Raw genomic sequence first — 15,879 nt, forward strand, 5'->3', positions numbered from 1 at the left:
GTAAAACGTGATAAATATATTCGGGTTTCAAATATAGGAAAATCTCTTGGCGGGCTTTTGAAAAAAAACATGTTGTCTGCCAACATCTGCCTACAAAGCCACGGTTGATGGCACAATTGCACCCGTCAATTTTGCCAAAACAGGCAATTGGCTGTGATGACGGCTAATAACGCCGCTCGCCCGCCATATTAATAACTCCATAGGCCGAAAATGTTGAAATACGTCGTTCTTTTTTCCTGCGCGCTCGCTTTTAGCGCCGCCCAAGCCGCCGATATCACTGGCGCCGGTTCTACCGCAGCGGCGCCGTTATATGCGAAATGGCAACAAGCCTACACCAAGAAAACCGGCAACAAGCTGGTCTACGAAGCCATCGGTTCATCCGGCGGCATCAAGAAGATTAAGGAAAATGCCAGTGATTTCGGCGCCAGCGACGCACCCATGTCGGCCGCCGATCTCAAGAAATTCAATTTGCTGGATTTCCCTACCGTGATTTCCGGGGTGGTGCCGGTGGTCAATTTGCCCGGCATCAGGGAAGGTGAGTTGCATCTGAGCGCAGATATCATTGTCGGCATTTACTCCGGCAAGATAGAAAAATGGAACGACGCCGCCATCACCAAAGAAAATCCGAAACTGGCGTTGCCTGGTTTGCGTATTCAGCCACTGGCGCGCGCCGACGGATCCGGGACAACATTTACGCTGACTGACTACCTCAGCCGCGTCAATCCGGAATGGAAAACGCAGTACGGCACCAATTTCACTATCGCCTGGCATGCCGATGTAAAAGCAATCAAAGGCACGAACGATCTGGTGGCGACGTTAAAGAAAACGCCGGGTGCGATTGGCTATGCGGAATATGCGTACGTAGTCGAAAACAACTTGAACTATGCGCAACTCAAGAACCGCGACGGTCAATACGTCCACCCGAATGCAATGTCATTCAAATCGGCATTGTCAAACAGCGGCTGGAAAAAAACCGGGAACTTCGAGGAAATGCTGACCGATAAAGCCGGCTCCGGAAGCTGGCCGATCACTGGCGCCACTTACATCTATGTGCCGCGTGTCACCAGCCAGCCGGAACGTACCGCAGCGGTCATACAATTTTTCACCTGGGCCTTCATGGAAGGCGACGAATTGGCAAACAGCCTGGACTACATTCGCCTGCCTGATAACGTGCAGGCCCGCGTCGTGCACGAAATGTCCAGCGTCGTCGATACAAAGGGCAATCGTCTGTCGGTGCCGATCTTTGTCAAATAATATCGGCTACCAATAATCTTCTGTCACGAATTGCCCCGGCACCGCCCGCCGGCAAGGGCGCAAGCCACGCTGATAGAGAATATCCCGGGTTGCGGTAATCATTTCCGGATTACCGCACATCATGACGCGCGAGGCTTCTGTCGTGATAACCAGGCCTGCCGCCGCTTCCATGTCGCCGCTAGTCAGCAGGGTCGTGATGCGGCCTTGCAGATTGCCTGCCGCGGGTGATTGCATATCGCGAGTGGTGGAGCGCAGCAGCTGCAAGCGCGCGCCTCCGGCCGCCAGTTCCGGCCGCAGGTGCAGCTTGGACAGCAACTCCTGATAGGCAAGCTCATCGACGTTTCTTACACAGTGCACCAGAATCAGGTTGCGGAATTTTTTCCAAACCGCCGGGTCTTGCAGGATCGAGATAAACGGGCCAAGACCGGTTCCCGTGGCTAGCATCCACAAATCCTCGCCATCTACAAAGCGGTCCGCGGTCATGAAACCATAGCTGAATTTCTCTACCAGGATCGGATAGCCTGGCTTCAGGTCTTTCAGCTGTTCGGTGAACAGGCCGCCGGGGACTTGCACCAGGAAGTATTCCAGTTCGTCTTCGGTAACCGACGAGGTGACCGAGTAGGCGCGCCACAGTGTTTCATCGCCAGCCACCACGCCCAGCCGGGCAAACTGGCCCGGTGTGAACTGGTAACCAGCCGGTCGCGTAGTGCGGAACGACAGCAGTTTCTCGGTCCAGTAATGCACGCTGGTCACGGTTTCGGTACTGGCCTTGAGATGGGAAACCGTTGCTTTTGGAGGTGTGCTGCTCATGACAAAGGTTCCTGTAATTGCCTGCTATGCGTGACGCCTGGTGCGACCGGCGCTTTCAATCGCAACGCTTGCCGCACCGTGAAGAACGCGAGTATCGGCGCCGCTGCGAAGCAGATGAATAACCATTGTGCCGCATTTGCCGCACCGGGCAAACCGCCCGGATCGGCCAGCCCGGCCAGCGATGTCACCATGCCGGCCAGGGCGGCGCCGATGGCAGTGGCAAACAGTTGCACGGTAGTGAGTGAATAGGCCGCCAGGTTGCCTTCGTCCGGATGCGCGCTGCTTAGTATCTTCGCCATCAAATGCGGCATGCCCATGCCTATGCCGAAACCGACCAGAACCAGCGCGATGCACAAGGGCAGCAGGCCGTAATCGTTCAGCACTGCGGCTGACGGTAACATGAACGACAGCGCCAGCAATGCCGCGATCACTACCAGCGGGCCGGCTTTCATGACAAATTCGGCGCGGGCGCCGCTGTAACTGGAAAACAGCAGGGCCGCCAAGGTCCAGCCGCAAGACATGATGCCGGTCAGGTAGCCGGCCAGCAGCGGCGAATGTCCCTGGATCACTTGCAAGAAATACGGCACGTAGATTTCAGTGGTCAGTCCCAGGATCATCAGGATCATGGTGGCGTACAGAGCGCCGATGCGGCTGCGCAAGGAAAATGCGCCGCTCGGCAGCAAGCGCGTATTCCCCACGCTGGCGCGTTGCTCCAGCCAGGCGATCAATCCGATCAAGGCAATGCCAAACACGATGCCGCCGATATTCAATAAGGCGCTGCTGAACAGGCTGGCCGCCGAGACCGACAATACCGCCGCAGCCAGCAGCAATATTTTCACGATAGGAACGCTGTTCGGTTTCTCGTCAGAGCGTGTTTCTGCCGGCACCTTCAGTGTGAATTGCACCAGAAACGCCAGCACGACAGCTGCCGGCAATAGCGCCCAGAACGCGCCGCGCCAGCTGCCCGCCTGGGCAAACATGCCGCCGATGGCGGGGCCGGATAGTGTTGAAATCCCCCACATGCCTGACATCAGCGCCATCGCCCGCGACCATAAAGGTGGTGCAAACACGACCCGGATCATGGCGTAAGACAGCGCCACCAGAACCCCGCCGCCAAACCCCTGCACGGTGCGCGCCGCCAGCAGCCACACCATATGCGGCGCCAGCGCACAGCCGGCGGAACCCAGCGAAAACACCAGCAATGCCAGCAGGCAGGCCGGGCGATAGCCGATCCATTCGACCAGCCGCGAAGCCAGGCCGGCGGCAATGATGGAGGCCACCACAAACAATGAAGTGGCCCAGGCATAGTATTCCAGGCCGCCGATATCCTTGACTACCGACGGCAGGATGGTGGTGACGATATACACATTGGTGGCGTGCATGCCGACGCCGCCGGCCAGCGTGATGGAGCGTAAGGCATTGCGTCCTGACAGCAGGTCTGCCCAGCTGGCAGAGGGAGTGTCGAGTGCGGGAGTGGTTGCTGACATGAATGGTTGAGTCCTGTTTCGATGTTGCGTATTCGATCCTGCGTATTCGATCTTGCGTATTACTGGCGTATTGCTTGTTACTTGCTTACTGCCAGCAGGTTGAAATTTTACTGCACCGAATGGTTCGCCGCAGTTTCAGCTGGCAGATCAGAAGCCGCCGGTAAATTGATACCTTGAGCCGGGATGCCATAAGATGACCGAAGTCGCCACCGCCTGCCGCACCCAGGTCCGGCGTGCAAGCAGCAGGCAGGGTTCGCCAGCTTCCATCTGCAGTCGCTTGCGTACTGCTGCGTCCGGCATCTTGGATTCGATGCTGTATTCAGCTTTGTCCAGCGGCGCAATTTGCACCATATAGTGATTCGGCGTGATCCGATGAAAGTCCTGCTGCAGGTAGTCGGGAAACAGCTGCGGATTGGTGTAGCGGTCTTCCAGCTGGATCGGGATGTCATCGGCAAAATGCACAATCACGGAGTGAAACACCGGGCCGCTTGCCAGGCCCAGCGCTTCCAGTGCGGCCGGCGTGGAGTTGGCTTCCAGGGTCAGCACCTGGCTGCGATAACGGTGGCCGCGGGCGATCAGCTCGTCGTCGATACTGTGGATCTCCACCAGCGTGGACTGGTATTTCCCGGGCGCGACATAGGTGCCGGAACCCTGGATCCGGACCAGCAACTGGTTGTCGGTCAGTTCGCGCAGGGCGCGGTTGACCGTCATTCGCGATAGACTGAATTGCAGCATCAGCTCACGTTCCGATGGTATCAGGTCGCCGGGTTTCCAGTCGCCATTGCGGATTTGTTGCAAGACATGGTCTTTTACTTGTTGAAACGCTGGTACTGCTTTGTTGTTTGTTGCGCCATGCATGTGCTGGCTCCTACTAAAGAAAATTCATTACGGATACTACATCAGTTGCTGGCAAGCTAAGTATGCAGGCTCAAGTGAACTTGAAGTCAATGTCTAATTCTCAATATTTCTCCATGTTTCTATGGAACGCGCCACATGTTCACAAGATTCGCATAAATTCGGTTGACTAAGTTGTATAGGCATTATATCTTACTGGACTATACAACTTGTTGTTTATTTGCAGGCACTTTTCAGGAGACTAGCCAACATGAGCACATCGACCAATACCGATCCGCGCCGCGACCCAAGCCGTACCATCCGGGCGCCACGCGGTACCACCCTGACCGCCAAGAGCTGGCTGACCGAAGCGCCGCTGCGCATGTTGATGAACAATCTCGACCCGGAAGTGGCCGAGCGGCCGAACGACCTGGTGGTGTACGGCGGGATCGGCCGGGCCGCGCGCGACTGGGCTTGTTTCGACAAAATCATCGAAGCACTGACCAATCTGAATGAAGATGAAACCTTGCTGATCCAGTCTGGCAAACCGGTCGGCGTATTCCAGACCCATGCCGATGCGCCGCGGGTGCTGCTGGCCAACTCCAACCTGGTGCCGAAATGGGCCGATTGGGAGCACTTCAATGAACTCGACCGCAAGGGCCTGTTCATGTACGGCCAGATGACTGCCGGCAGCTGGATCTACATCGGCAGCCAGGGCATCGTGCAGGGCACGTTTGAAACCTTTGCCGAAGCGGGGCGCCAGCATTTCGGCGGCGATCTTTCCGGACGCTGGATCCTGACCGCCGGCCTGGGCGGCATGGGCGGCGCGCAACCGCTGGCAGCAACCTTGGCCGGAGCGGCGTCGCTGACCATCGAGTGCAAGCAGTCGAGCATCGATTTTCGCCTGCGCACGCGCTACCTCGACAAGCAGGCCAAGGATCTGGACCACGCCTTGGAACTGATCAAATATCATGCTGAACGCAAGGAAGCGATTTCCATCGGCCTGCTCGGTAATGCCGCCGAAGTCTTGCCGGAGTTGGTCAAGCGCGCCAAGGCCGGCGGCATCAAGCCGGACCTGGTGACCGACCAGAGTTCCGCGCATGACTTGATCAATGGCTATCTGCCGATAGGTTGGAGCGTCGAGCAATGGGTGCAGGCGCAAAACGAACCGGCGATGCAGGCCAAATTGACTGCCGATGCCGCGCATTCCTGTGCTTTGCATGTGCAAGCGATGCTGGATTTCCATGCAATGGGCATCAAGACCGTCGATTACGGCAACAACATCCGTCAGGTGGCGTTTGACCATGGCGTCAAGAACGCTTTCGATTTTCCAGGTTTTGTGCCGGCTTATATCCGGCCGCTGTTCTGCGAAGGCAAAGGCCCGTTCCGTTGGGTCGCCTTGTCTGGCGATCCCGAGGATATCTACAAAACCGATGCCAAGATCAAGGAACTGTTCCCGGAAAACAAACATGTGCACCGCTGGCTGGACATGGCGCGCGAACGTATTTCCTTCCAGGGTTTGCCGGCGCGGATTTGCTGGCTGGGCCTGGGCGAACGCCATATTGCCGGCCTCGCATTCAATGAAATGGTGCGCACCGGCGAGTTGAAGGCCCCGGTGGTGATCGGCCGCGATCACCTCGATACCGGCTCGGTGGCCAGCCCGAATCGCGAAACCGAAAGCATGAAAGACGGCACCGATGCAGTTTCCGACTGGCCCTTGCTGAATGCGTTGCTGAATACTGCCGGCGGCGCCACCTGGGTTTCGTTGCATCATGGCGGTGGCGTCGGCATGGGCTACTCGCAGCATGCCGGCATGGTGATTGTTGCCGATGGCACCGAAGCCGCAGCCAAGCGCCTGGCGCGGGTGCTGGTCAACGATTGCGCTTCCGGCGTCATGCGCCATGCCGATGCCGGCTACGAGGCGGCGATCGAATGCGCCAAGCGCCACAACCTGAATCTGCCGATGATAAAACGTTGATTGCATTAAGGTAGGGTGGGCACGCATTTGTGCCCACGCGGAATTCCCGGAACGCGCAACGCTAATCCCGGCAACGCGCGAGAAAAAATACCGGCTCCAGAACGATCACCGCGATTTATCCATAGAATTGAATACCAATTGAATACGTTGGGCACCATTGTGAAAGAAATGACCATGAACACACCGTTGACTCTGCAGCCAGGAAAAATGTCTCTGGCAGAGATTCGCCGCATCTGGGCCGAAGCCGTGCCGCTGCAGTTGCCGCCAGCTGCCTACGACGCGATCAATGCGTCAGCCGCCACCGTCGCCAGGATCGTTGAGCGTGGCGATGCCGCCTATGGCATCAACACCGGTTTCGGCAAGCTGGCCAAGACCCGGATTCCGGACGAACAATTGGAGTTGTTACAACGCAACTTGATCCTGTCGCACTCGGTCGGTACCGGCGAACTGATCGACGATGCCGCGGTGCGCCTGATCCTGGCAATGAAAATCGGCAGCCTGGCGCGCGGCTTCTCAGGTATCCGCGCGCAGGTGATCGACACCTTGCTGGCGATCTACAACGCCGGCATCATGCCGTGCATCCCGGTCAAAGGCTCGGTCGGCGCATCCGGCGATCTGGCGCCGTTGTCGCACATGACACTGGCAATACTAGGCGACGGCCAGGTACGGGTTGACGACAAGCTGATCGATGCCAAAGAAGCGCTGGCAAAGGCCGGCATCACACCTATCGTGCTGGCGGCCAAGGAAGGGCTGGCGTTGATCAACGGCACCCAGGTGTCTACCGCATTGACGTTGAACGGCCTGTTCCTGGCGGAGCGCGTGCTGGAAGCGGCAACCGTGACCGGCGCACTGGCAGTCGACGCCGCTCGCGGCAGCGATGCGCCATTCGATCCCCGTGTGCATGAAGTGCGGGGACAGCCGGGGCAAATCGCCACTGCTAAAATTTATCGCCAGCTGCTGAGCGGCAGCGCGATTCGCCAATCGCACCTGGTCAACGACGAGCGCGTGCAAGATCCCTACAGCTTGCGTTGCCAGCCACAGGTGATGGGCGCTTGCGTCGACCTGATCGGCAATGCTGCGCGCACCTTGCTGATCGAAGCGAATGCGGTGACCGACAATCCGTTGATTTATGCAGAACGTGATGAAGTCATTTCCGGCGGCAATTTCCATGCTGAACCGGTGGCTTTTGCGGCGGACACACTGGCGCTGGCGATTGCCGAGATCGGTGCGCTGTCTGAACGCCGGATTGCGTTGCTGATCGATTCCTCCTTGTCTGGTTTGCCACCGTTCCTGGTACAGTCGTCCGGCCTCAATTCCGGCTTCATGATCGCCCACGTGACTGCCGCAGCCCTGGCATCCGAAAACAAAGCGCTGGCGCATCCGGCCAGCGTCGACAGCCTGCCGACTTCGGCCAACCAAGAAGACCACGTCAGCATGGCGACGTTTGCCGGTCGCCGCTTGCATGAAATGGCGCACAATACCGCCACCATCGTGGCGATTGAATTGCTGGCGGCGGCGCAGGGCGTGGATTGCCATCTGCCCTTGACCACTTCGCCGCTGCTGAACCAGGTCCAGCAACGTTTGCGCGAGCAGGTCGCGTTCTACGATAAGGATCGTTTCTTCGCACCGGATATCGAAGCTGCCAAACAGCTGGTATTGCAGGGCGCGGTCAGCGCTAGCTGCGCGGCTTTGTTTGCCGATTTGTACGGACGATAGCATGCGGCTGATCAGCTTTGAAGATCTGCGGGCCGTGCCCTGGAAAAACGGCGGCGGGGTTACACGCGAGCTGTACAGCTATCCCGCAGCAGCCTCATTCGACGATTTTTTATGGCGGGTGAGTATTGCCGACGTTACCCGATCCGGCGCCTTTTCCAGTTTTCCCGGCGTCGATCGGGTGATTACCTTGCTGGAAGGCGACGGCATGCAACTGCTTTCTGCCAGCGGCGAGCATGTCTCGCTAATGCGATTGCAGCCGCATCGCTTTCGCGGCGAGGAGCAGGTCAGCGCGCAGCTCGACGGCGCCGCCTGTCTGGATTTCAACCTGATGTTACGGCGCGGTGCGGCCATCGGCGCAGTCGAAGTCTGGCACGCGGATCAGGATCTGCCGCGTGGTTGCGATCTGCTGTTTTGCGTACAAGGACGCTGGGATGTACTGACAGAGAGCGGTGAGCGGATAACTCTGGAGCAACGTCAAACCTTGCTCAACGAGGACAAGGCAGGCGGAATGTCATTGCGTTCATTACAGGCTGGCAGTATCGTGATCAGTGTCAGCATCAATCTCTTATAGGGAAGCCGACATGTCGCAGGATCAACATATTCAACAGATGGCAACCCGGCAAATCCAGCCAATTCGATCAGCCGACGGCATCTGGCACAACGCCAGGATTGCGCCGGCCGGCAATCCAGCCCGAATCATCACGGACGGCACCATCGTCGTACGCGACGGTTTGATCGCCTGGATCGGCAGCGAAGCGGACATGCCTGCCGAGTTCAGCCATGCGGAACTGGTCCGGTACGATGTCGGCAATCGCTGGATTACGCCTGGCCTGATAGATTGCCACACGCATCTGGTGTATGGCGGCAATCGCGCAGACGAGTTTGCCATGCGCCTGGCCGGCGCCAGCTACGAAGAAATTGCGCGCAGCGGCGGCGGTATCGTATCTACCGTGCGCGCCACCCGCCTGGCCGACGAAGACACTCTGTTTCAACAATCTGCACGGCGCCTTGAAGCCTTGCTGGCCGAGGGCGTGACCACGATTGAGATCAAATCCGGGTACGGCCTGGATCTGGCAACCGAGCGCAAAATGTTGCAGGTGGCGCGGCGTCTCGGCCGGTCCTACCCGGTTACCGTCTACACCACTTTTCTTGGCGCGCATGCGTTGCCACCGGAATACCAGGGCCGCGCCGACGACTATATCAAGCTGGTCTGCGAGGAAATGCTGCCAGCCTTGCATGCCGAAGGATTGATTGATGCGGTCGATGTCTTCTGCGAAAACATCGGTTTTTCGGTGGCGCAGAGCGAGCAGGTATTTATTGCCGCCGGCAAGCTTGGCCTGCCGGTGAAAATGCATGCCGATCAACTCTCGAATATCGGCGCCACGCAATTGGCGACGCGTTTCAAGGCGCTTTCGGTCGATCATCTGGAGCACCTGAACGAAGTGGATGTCATAGCGATGCGGAAAAGCGGCACGGTCGCCGTGTTGCTGCCGGGCGCGTATTACTTCATCCGCGAAACAAAACAACCACCGCTGGAGCTGTTGCGGCGCTACCGGATACCGATCGCGATCTCTACCGATAGCAATCCGGGCACTTCGCCCAGCACCTCTTTGCTGCTGATGCTGAACATGTCTTGCACGCTATTCCGGATGACCACGGCTGAAGCCTTGATGGGAGTCACCGCCAACGCTGCGCTGGCGCTCGGCAAAGCCGATTGCCATGGTTTGCTGGAGATAGGGCGTGCGGCCGACTTTGTGGTCTGGTCAGTCGAATCGCTGGCGGAACTGGCCTATTGGTCGGGACTCAATCCCTGCAATGCGATAGTCCGTGCCGGCCAGTTCAGCTTCACTCCACATCGCGAAAGGAATTAGCATGAAACAATTAATCGCTGACCGCGCCCTGTTGCCTGAAGGATGGCGCAACAATGTACTGTTGGAATGGGACGACAAAGGCATCCTGACGCGCGTCAGTCCCGATGCCTCGGAAATCGCTCTGGCCCCCAGAGCTGTCGGTCCGGTGCTACCGGGTATTGCAAATTTGCATTCGCATGCGTTTCAACGCGCTATGGCAGGGCTCTCTGAATATCGCTCAGATCTGAACGACAATTTCTGGAGTTGGCGCACCTTGATGTACAAGTTTGCCGGCAAGTTGTCGCCTGTCGACCTGAAGGCGATTGCGGTGCAACTGTATATCGAGATGCTGCAAGCCGGCTATACCTCGGTCTGCGAATTCCACTATCTGCATCACGGCAGCGATGGCAAACCATACGCCAATCCGGTGGAAAACATGGTTTGCCTGATTGAAGCGGCGCAGGAAGTAGGCATCGGCCTGACTTTGCTGCCGGTAATGTACCAATACAATGGTTTCGGCGCACAAGCGCCGCATGCCGGGCAGGCCTGTTTCATCAATTCGCCGGAATGGGTCATGAACGCCTTGCAAACCTTGCAAGCGTCGCATCCGCAGCATGCCGGCTTGCGTTACGGCGTCGCACCGCATTCATTGCGCGCAGTGTCACCGCAATCGCTGCAAGAACTGCTGACACAGCTCAGGCAATGGGATGCGCAAGCACCGGTGCACATCCACATCGCTGAACAAAACAAAGAAGTGGAGGACTGCGTCGCAGCCTTAGGTGCGCGGCCGGTGGCCTGGCTGCTGGACAATGTCGAGGTGGATCGCCACTGGTGCCTGGTGCACGCCACCCAGATGACTACGGCTGAAACAGAAAAACTGGCGCGCAGCGGCGCTGTCGCCGGCATTTGTCCGACTACCGAAGCCAATCTGGGCGATGGTATTTTCAATGGCGTCACCTATGCGGCCGCGCAAGGCGCGTGGGGCATCGGCTCCGACAGTCATGTCAGCACCAGCGTCAGCGAAGAATTGCGTTTGTATGAGTACAGCCAGCGCCTGCTGCATCGCCAGCGCAATATGCTGGTCGACAGCGTGGCCGGCAGCGTGGCCGGCAGCGATAGCGCTTCGGTGGGTGGTTACATGTATCGGCAAGCTCTGCACGGCGGCGCTATCGCCAGCGGTCGCCAGGTGGCTGGCCTGGAGGTCGGGCAACGCGCCGATTTGCTGGCGTTGGACCCGCAGCACGCGGACCTGAGCGGTAAGCACGGCGAGCAATTGCTCGACAGTTTTGTGTTTTGCCACCACGGGCAAACACCGGTGCGCGATGTCATGGTCGGCGGCCATTGGGTCGTCCGGGACCACAGGCATAGCCAGCAGGAACAGAGCGCCTTGTCATATGCGCGTACCATGAAGAGATTGCTGGACTAAAATACCGCATAAGAGGTTGCAAAAAGAGGATTGATGATGGGTTTCCCTGTAGAAAAATTTATATTTCATCGCGGCAAATTGCCGTTGCTGGTGTCGATGCCGCATGCGGGTGAGTACATTCCGCCGGATATCCGCGCCGGCATGAGCGCCGCGGCGCTGGATATTGCCGATACCGACTGGCACATGCCGCAGTTATATAACTTCCTGGAACAGCTCGGCGCTTCGATTCTGGTCGCGACTCATTCACGCTATGTGATCGATCTGAATCGCCCCGAAGACAACGTGAATCTCTATCCGGGGCAGGATACGACCGGACTGTGTCCGGTGGATACCTTTCACAAGGAAGCCCTGTATCAAGCCGGTAAAAATCCTGATGAGGCCGAGATCCAGCGCCGCGTCACCGAATACTGGCAACCTTATCACCAACAGCTGGAGCAAGAATTACAGCGCCTGCGCGCCGAGCATGGCGTGGCGATGCTATGGGATGCACACTCCATCGCATCCGTGGTGCCGCGATTCTTCGAGGGCCGTTTGCCCGACTTGAATCTGGGCACCGGCGCCGGCAGCTCATGCGCGCCGGAACTGACGCAGCAATTGCAGGTAGTTGCCGCCCAGGCGGCTGAAGCGGGCTACAGCCATGCGGTGAATGGCCGCTTCAAGGGGGGGCATATCACGCGCCATTACGGCAAGCCGGAGCAGAATATCCACGCGGTGCAGCTGGAGCAGACGCAAATCACTTATATGGAAGAACAATTGCCGTTTGCTTTCGACGAGCAACGGGCAGCGCGGGTACGGCCGACTTTGCAACGCTTCATGGACGTGATGCTGGCCTGGGCGCAAACTCACGCATTGCGCTGATCGATCACAACTCAATCACAACCCGTCACAACCCGTCACAACCAATAACCGAGCGAGCGCGCGGCCCATTCCTTGACACGATCCGAAAATGGCCGGTGCTGCCATTGCTCTAGCGTGATTTGCTTGGAGCCGCGGATGTCTTCGCGGAAGGCTCTTTCCATTTGATGGCCAAACTGGTCGTCGATGACAATCACGTTGGCTTCATAGTTGTGGAGAAAGCTGCGGATATCCATGTTGGCGGAGCCGACGGTAGACCAGCTGCCGTCGATTACCGCGGTTTTGGCGTGCAGCACCGCGATCTGCAGTTGGTAAATGCGGACCCCGGCGCTCAGCAGCTGCGTATAAAACGATTGCCCGGCATGGTACATCAGGCCGACATCGGACACCCCGGGCAAGATGATGGTGACATCCACCCCGCGCTTCGCGGCGGCGACCAATGCGTCCACCAGCTGGCGGTCGGGGGTGAAGTAGGGCGTGGTGATGTGGATGCTTTTGCGGGCTTGCTGGATCGCCAGGATATAGGCTTTGTACAGGCTGTAGTCGCTGTCGGGCTGGCTGCTCAGCACATGTACCGTCTTGTTGCCGGCTTCTGCCAGTTTCGGGAAATAATTCAGGTCTGGTAAATCTTCTGTAAATTGCGTACCCCAGGTTTGCATGAACAGTAATTGCAAGGAAGCGACGGCAGGGCCTTCTATTTGCACATGGGTATCGCGCCAACCTATGGCGCTGGCGCCGGTATTGGGGCGGCGGCTGGCGCGAAACAGCGAGCTGTTGGCATAAGCTGCGCTGATGTTGACGCCGCCGGTGAAGCCGATCTTGCCGTCCACCACCAGGATTTTGCGATGATCGCGATGATTCCATTGCCAGCGGCCAAAGCGTTTAAGCGGATTGACCGGATTGAATTCGATCAGCCTGATCCCGGCCGCATGCATGCGCTCAAAAAATTCGCTGGGAGTGCCGATGCTGCCGACACTGTCGTAAATGATGTTGACCTGCACTCCGCTACGTTGCTTTTCTATCAGCAAATCCGCAAACTGCAGGCCGAGCTGGTCCTGGTCGAAAATATAGGTTTCAAAATTAATCGTGCTTTTGGCTTGCCTGATGGCTGCAATCATTGCAGTCAAGGTCTCCGGCCCGTCGAACAGCAAGGTCACCTTGTTGCCTTTGACTAGCGGGCTGCCGGTAGCCGCTGCTTCCATTGCCGCCATGTTGTCGAGCCTGGATGCGGCACCGTCCTGACCATTGCTCTGGCCGTTGCCGGTTGCGGCTACCTGCAACACCGACTCGCTCAAATGGCTGACGTCGGGCAAAGTCGAGCAGGCTGCTGTCAAGATGCACAGCAGCGCCACGACGTACCGTAGAAAATAATCACGTAGCTGAGCGTTCAACATGTTTTCCATCGTGCGCCGATCGGCTTTAGTGTTTTGTACGTTGTTTGCAGTACGTCTTTTAGCACCCAAACACCTAAACAGTAGGCTTGTCCTGTTCCAGCGGAGCGACTCTCTTGGGCGGGATGAAAAAATCCTTGGGGCCGCTCCTGAAACGTGTGAAGACCGCCCTGGCCAACGTCAGTCCATGCCGGAACCGGATCTGGCGCGCCCGCATGGCCACGAACAAGGCCAGTGAAAAGCTGACCCAAAGATTGATCGTGCCGATCCCCAGCACGCCAATGACAGAGACCACCGCTGTATGCCAGCCCATCTGATTGTCCAGGCCGACCAGGGCAGTAGCAAAGTTGGTGGCCGAAAACGTAATGTGGCGGATGTCGATAGGCAAGCCGAGCATGAAACCTATCGTGCCTATCGTACCGAGCAATATGCCGAAGTAGAAATTACCCATCAGGCCGCCCAGGTTGCGTTCAACGTATTCGCCGAACCGGTTCAGCCGTTCCTGGCCCAGCAGCTTGCGCAGCCAGTGCGCGCGCGCCACGCGTTGCCCGATGTGGGTGTAGAGCGCCTTGTTGTCGTAGTAGCCAGAGATCAGGCCGGCCAAGAACAGGCAAACGCCGGCAATCGCCGCATGGAACAGCGCCAGGCTGGCGAACGGATCGATATCGTGCAACAGGTGCGCTGCCTTGTCGGGTGATACCAGATGATGGCCGGACAAGGTGTGATAAGCGAGGGCGATCAGGTAGGCTACCGGAAACGCCAGCAGCAAATTGCCGGCCACGGCGATAAATTGCGTGCGTATCACTTTGACGATCAGTTCCACCAGGCTGTCGAGATCGATATTGCGGCCGTCGCGGCTTTGCAGGCCGGAAGCGATGCGCGATGCGGTCATCGCCGGTTGCTTGGTGGCGACCGTGAAATGCAGCACATGGATCAGCATGAAGCCAAACGAATAATTCATGCTGAATAAAAACGCCTCCACCAGCGGCGCGGCGCGCAGATAAGACGCCAGTATTTTTATCAACGACATGAAGCCGATGATCAGCCCGGCGCCGGAAGCGGAGCGGAACATCGCGCCGTATTCCTGGCGGTCTTCAGCAATATAGTGTTCGCCGGTACGACTGGCGTTTTCGGTGACATTGCGTGCCAGCAGATTGATATTGTCGGCGAATAGTTCGCGCACGGCATATTTGCGGTTATGCCCTTCGATCAGTTCCTGGCCTAGCGCCAACGCCTGAGTGCGTTTGACGAGTTGACTGACATCTGCCGTGCTTTGATCCGGCGCATCTTCAGCAGCTTCGGCCCTGGTTTCGCCGACATCGACAAGGCTCAGCAGCTTGCGCAGCCGCGTGATGCTTTGCTCCAGCCTGACCAACAGATAGGTCAGGGAAACGCTGCTACCCATACGCAAGGCGTTTTTACGGATTTTGAGGACAATGGTCTCGCATTGGTCCAGCATCACCGCCAGGTGACGGGCATCTTCCAGTGGCGGTAACTCGCCTGGTAACTGGCTCAGGCCGGCTGCCGACTCGCTCGCTGCCAGGTGGCGGCGATAGCTGTTCAGGTACAGGTGCAGCTCGACGTTTTGCATCAGGAACGGCGATTCGAATTCGTCGATGCTGGGGTAAAGCCTAAGCAGCGCGGGCTCCAGTCCCATCGCGCTGATGCGATAGGATAGTGTCTGGATCGCTTCCAGCAATTCGCCCACTGTTTTATGGCGATCGATGGCATCGCTGGCGGCGTTGGCGGCGTTGTTCTCGGCGTCGGCGTAGGGAGCCGCCTGGCTTAGCAAGTCATACAGGCTCAGCCAGTCTGCGGCCGGCACTGCGTTGATCCACAGATAATCGGATTCAACCGGCAACAGGCGGTCAAGGCAGTCGCGTAAATAATTTTCATCCAGCGCCGGCGGCAAGATGCGAAATGACAGGCGTTGAAAAAGTTCGGTGAAAAAGCCGGCGTTCGGCAAGATGCCGGTATCGGTATACAAACTGATCTGGCGGCGCGTCGAAAACAGACGCAGCACGTAATGACGCAGGGCGCTGGCCTGGGCCGGCTCGCCATGCAGCAATTGCACCAACACTCGCACGTTCTCGGCTGCCTGCTCGCCTTGCTCCGGTTTGGCGGGGCGCAAGGTCTTTATCAAGGCCACCAAGTGGTCGATATTGTCGGAGTTCGGATCGGCAGTGATGAGTTTCAGTGTTGACAGCATGTAAATTTTTATAAAATGCAAAGTAGATAGTGTACGTTTAGTTGAGCGAAACGGGTTGTGGATGAACGA

Annotated in this window: 12 protein-coding genes; 7 read left to right on the plus strand and 5 right to left on the minus strand. The window is 57.8% G+C overall.

Features of this window, described 5'->3' with window-relative positions:
* Positions 1–210 precede the first annotated feature (210 nt).
* A complete protein-coding gene (pstS, locus tag KHU29_RS02210) occupies positions 211–1,254 on the plus strand; it encodes a phosphate ABC transporter substrate-binding protein PstS (protein WP_211451038.1) in 1,044 nt (347 codons plus the stop codon).
* Positions 1,255–1,260: 6 nt separating this feature from the next.
* Here the strand turns inward: pstS and KHU29_RS02215 are convergent, their stop codons facing one another.
* The 3 genes from KHU29_RS02215 to hutC form a co-directional block, all read right to left on the minus strand.
* Positions 1,261–2,064, minus strand: a complete 804-nt coding sequence (locus KHU29_RS02215) for a ferredoxin--NADP reductase (RefSeq protein ID WP_211451039.1) — start codon at positions 2,062–2,064, stop codon at positions 1,261–1,263.
* Positions 2,061–3,551 carry an MFS transporter gene (locus KHU29_RS02220; RefSeq protein WP_211451040.1) on the minus strand — a complete coding sequence of 497 codons (1,491 nt, stop codon included), beginning with the start codon at positions 3,549–3,551 and terminating at the stop codon, positions 2,061–2,063. Before KHU29_RS02220 ends, KHU29_RS02215 begins: the two co-directional genes overlap by 4 nt.
* A 147-nt stretch (positions 3,552–3,698) precedes the next feature.
* Entirely contained in the window at positions 3,699–4,409 is a 711-nt protein-coding gene (hutC, locus tag KHU29_RS02225) for a histidine utilization transcriptional repressor HutC (RefSeq protein ID WP_211451041.1), read from the minus strand.
* A gap of 247 nt (positions 4,410–4,656) precedes the next feature.
* On the opposite strand from hutC, the gene hutU reads away from it, so the two are divergent.
* From hutU to hutG, 6 genes are all read left to right on the plus strand, one after another.
* Positions 4,657–6,363 (plus strand): urocanate hydratase, encoded by a 1,707-nt coding sequence (gene hutU / locus KHU29_RS02230; RefSeq protein ID WP_211451042.1) that lies wholly within the window; start codon positions 4,657–4,659, stop codon positions 6,361–6,363.
* Positions 6,364–6,531: 168 nt separating this feature from the next.
* On the plus strand, positions 6,532–8,079 hold the full coding sequence (hutH, locus tag KHU29_RS02235; RefSeq protein ID WP_211451043.1) for a histidine ammonia-lyase: 1,548 nt from the start codon (positions 6,532–6,534) through the stop codon (positions 8,077–8,079).
* A 1-nt stretch (position 8,080) separates the two neighbouring features.
* Complete coding sequence (locus KHU29_RS02240; protein WP_211451044.1) at positions 8,081–8,650, plus strand: HutD/Ves family protein; 570 nt, start codon at positions 8,081–8,083, stop codon at positions 8,648–8,650.
* 37 nt (positions 8,651–8,687) lie between these two features.
* Positions 8,688–9,950 (plus strand): imidazolonepropionase, encoded by a 1,263-nt coding sequence (gene hutI, locus KHU29_RS02245; RefSeq protein WP_211451142.1) that lies wholly within the window; start codon positions 8,688–8,690, stop codon positions 9,948–9,950.
* A gap of 1 nt (position 9,951) precedes the next feature.
* Positions 9,952–11,355 carry a formimidoylglutamate deiminase gene (locus KHU29_RS02250; protein ID WP_211451045.1) on the plus strand — a complete coding sequence of 468 codons (1,404 nt, stop codon included), beginning with the start codon at positions 9,952–9,954 and terminating at the stop codon, positions 11,353–11,355.
* Between the two features lie 36 nt (positions 11,356–11,391).
* Entirely contained in the window at positions 11,392–12,213 is an 822-nt protein-coding gene (gene hutG / locus KHU29_RS02255) for an N-formylglutamate deformylase (RefSeq protein WP_211451143.1), read from the plus strand.
* A gap of 35 nt (positions 12,214–12,248) precedes the next feature.
* Here the strand turns inward: hutG and cls are convergent, their stop codons facing one another.
* Both cls and KHU29_RS02265 read right to left on the minus strand, forming a co-directional pair.
* Entirely contained in the window at positions 12,249–13,604 is a 1,356-nt protein-coding gene (cls, locus tag KHU29_RS02260) for a cardiolipin synthase (protein ID WP_246541350.1), read from the minus strand.
* 73 nt (positions 13,605–13,677) lie between these two features.
* Positions 13,678–15,810, minus strand: a complete 2,133-nt coding sequence (locus KHU29_RS02265; RefSeq protein WP_211451047.1) for a site-specific recombinase — start codon at positions 15,808–15,810, stop codon at positions 13,678–13,680.
* Positions 15,811–15,879: the final 69 nt, after the last annotated feature.

Source organism: Collimonas antrihumi (assembly GCF_018304965.1).
Taxonomy (GTDB): Bacteria; Pseudomonadota; Gammaproteobacteria; order Burkholderiales; family Burkholderiaceae_D; genus Collimonas; species Collimonas antrihumi.

Excerpts from the sequence above, each read along its gene's own strand:
- pstS (WP_211451038.1), top strand. The coding sequence starts at position 211 with ATGTTGAAATACGTCGTTCTTTTTTCCTGCGCGCTCGCTTTTAGCGCC.
- cls (WP_246541350.1), bottom strand. The coding sequence starts at position 13,604 with ATGTTGAACGCTCAGCTACGTGATTATTTTCTACGGTACGTCGTGGCG.
- hutC (WP_211451041.1), bottom strand. The coding sequence starts at position 4,409 with ATGCATGGCGCAACAAACAACAAAGCAGTACCAGCGTTTCAACAAGTA.
- hutU (WP_211451042.1), top strand. The coding sequence starts at position 4,657 with ATGAGCACATCGACCAATACCGATCCGCGCCGCGACCCAAGCCGTACC.
- KHU29_RS02265 (WP_211451047.1), bottom strand. The coding sequence starts at position 15,810 with ATGCTGTCAACACTGAAACTCATCACTGCCGATCCGAACTCCGACAAT.
- KHU29_RS02215 (WP_211451039.1), bottom strand. The coding sequence starts at position 2,064 with ATGAGCAGCACACCTCCAAAAGCAACGGTTTCCCATCTCAAGGCCAGT.
- KHU29_RS02240 (WP_211451044.1), top strand. The coding sequence starts at position 8,081 with ATGCGGCTGATCAGCTTTGAAGATCTGCGGGCCGTGCCCTGGAAAAAC.
- KHU29_RS02220 (WP_211451040.1), bottom strand. The coding sequence starts at position 3,551 with ATGTCAGCAACCACTCCCGCACTCGACACTCCCTCTGCCAGCTGGGCA.
- hutI (WP_211451142.1), top strand. The coding sequence starts at position 8,688 with ATGGCAACCCGGCAAATCCAGCCAATTCGATCAGCCGACGGCATCTGG.
- KHU29_RS02250 (WP_211451045.1), top strand. The coding sequence starts at position 9,952 with ATGAAACAATTAATCGCTGACCGCGCCCTGTTGCCTGAAGGATGGCGC.
- hutH (WP_211451043.1), top strand. The coding sequence starts at position 6,532 with ATGACCATGAACACACCGTTGACTCTGCAGCCAGGAAAAATGTCTCTG.
- hutG (WP_211451143.1), top strand. The coding sequence starts at position 11,392 with ATGGGTTTCCCTGTAGAAAAATTTATATTTCATCGCGGCAAATTGCCG.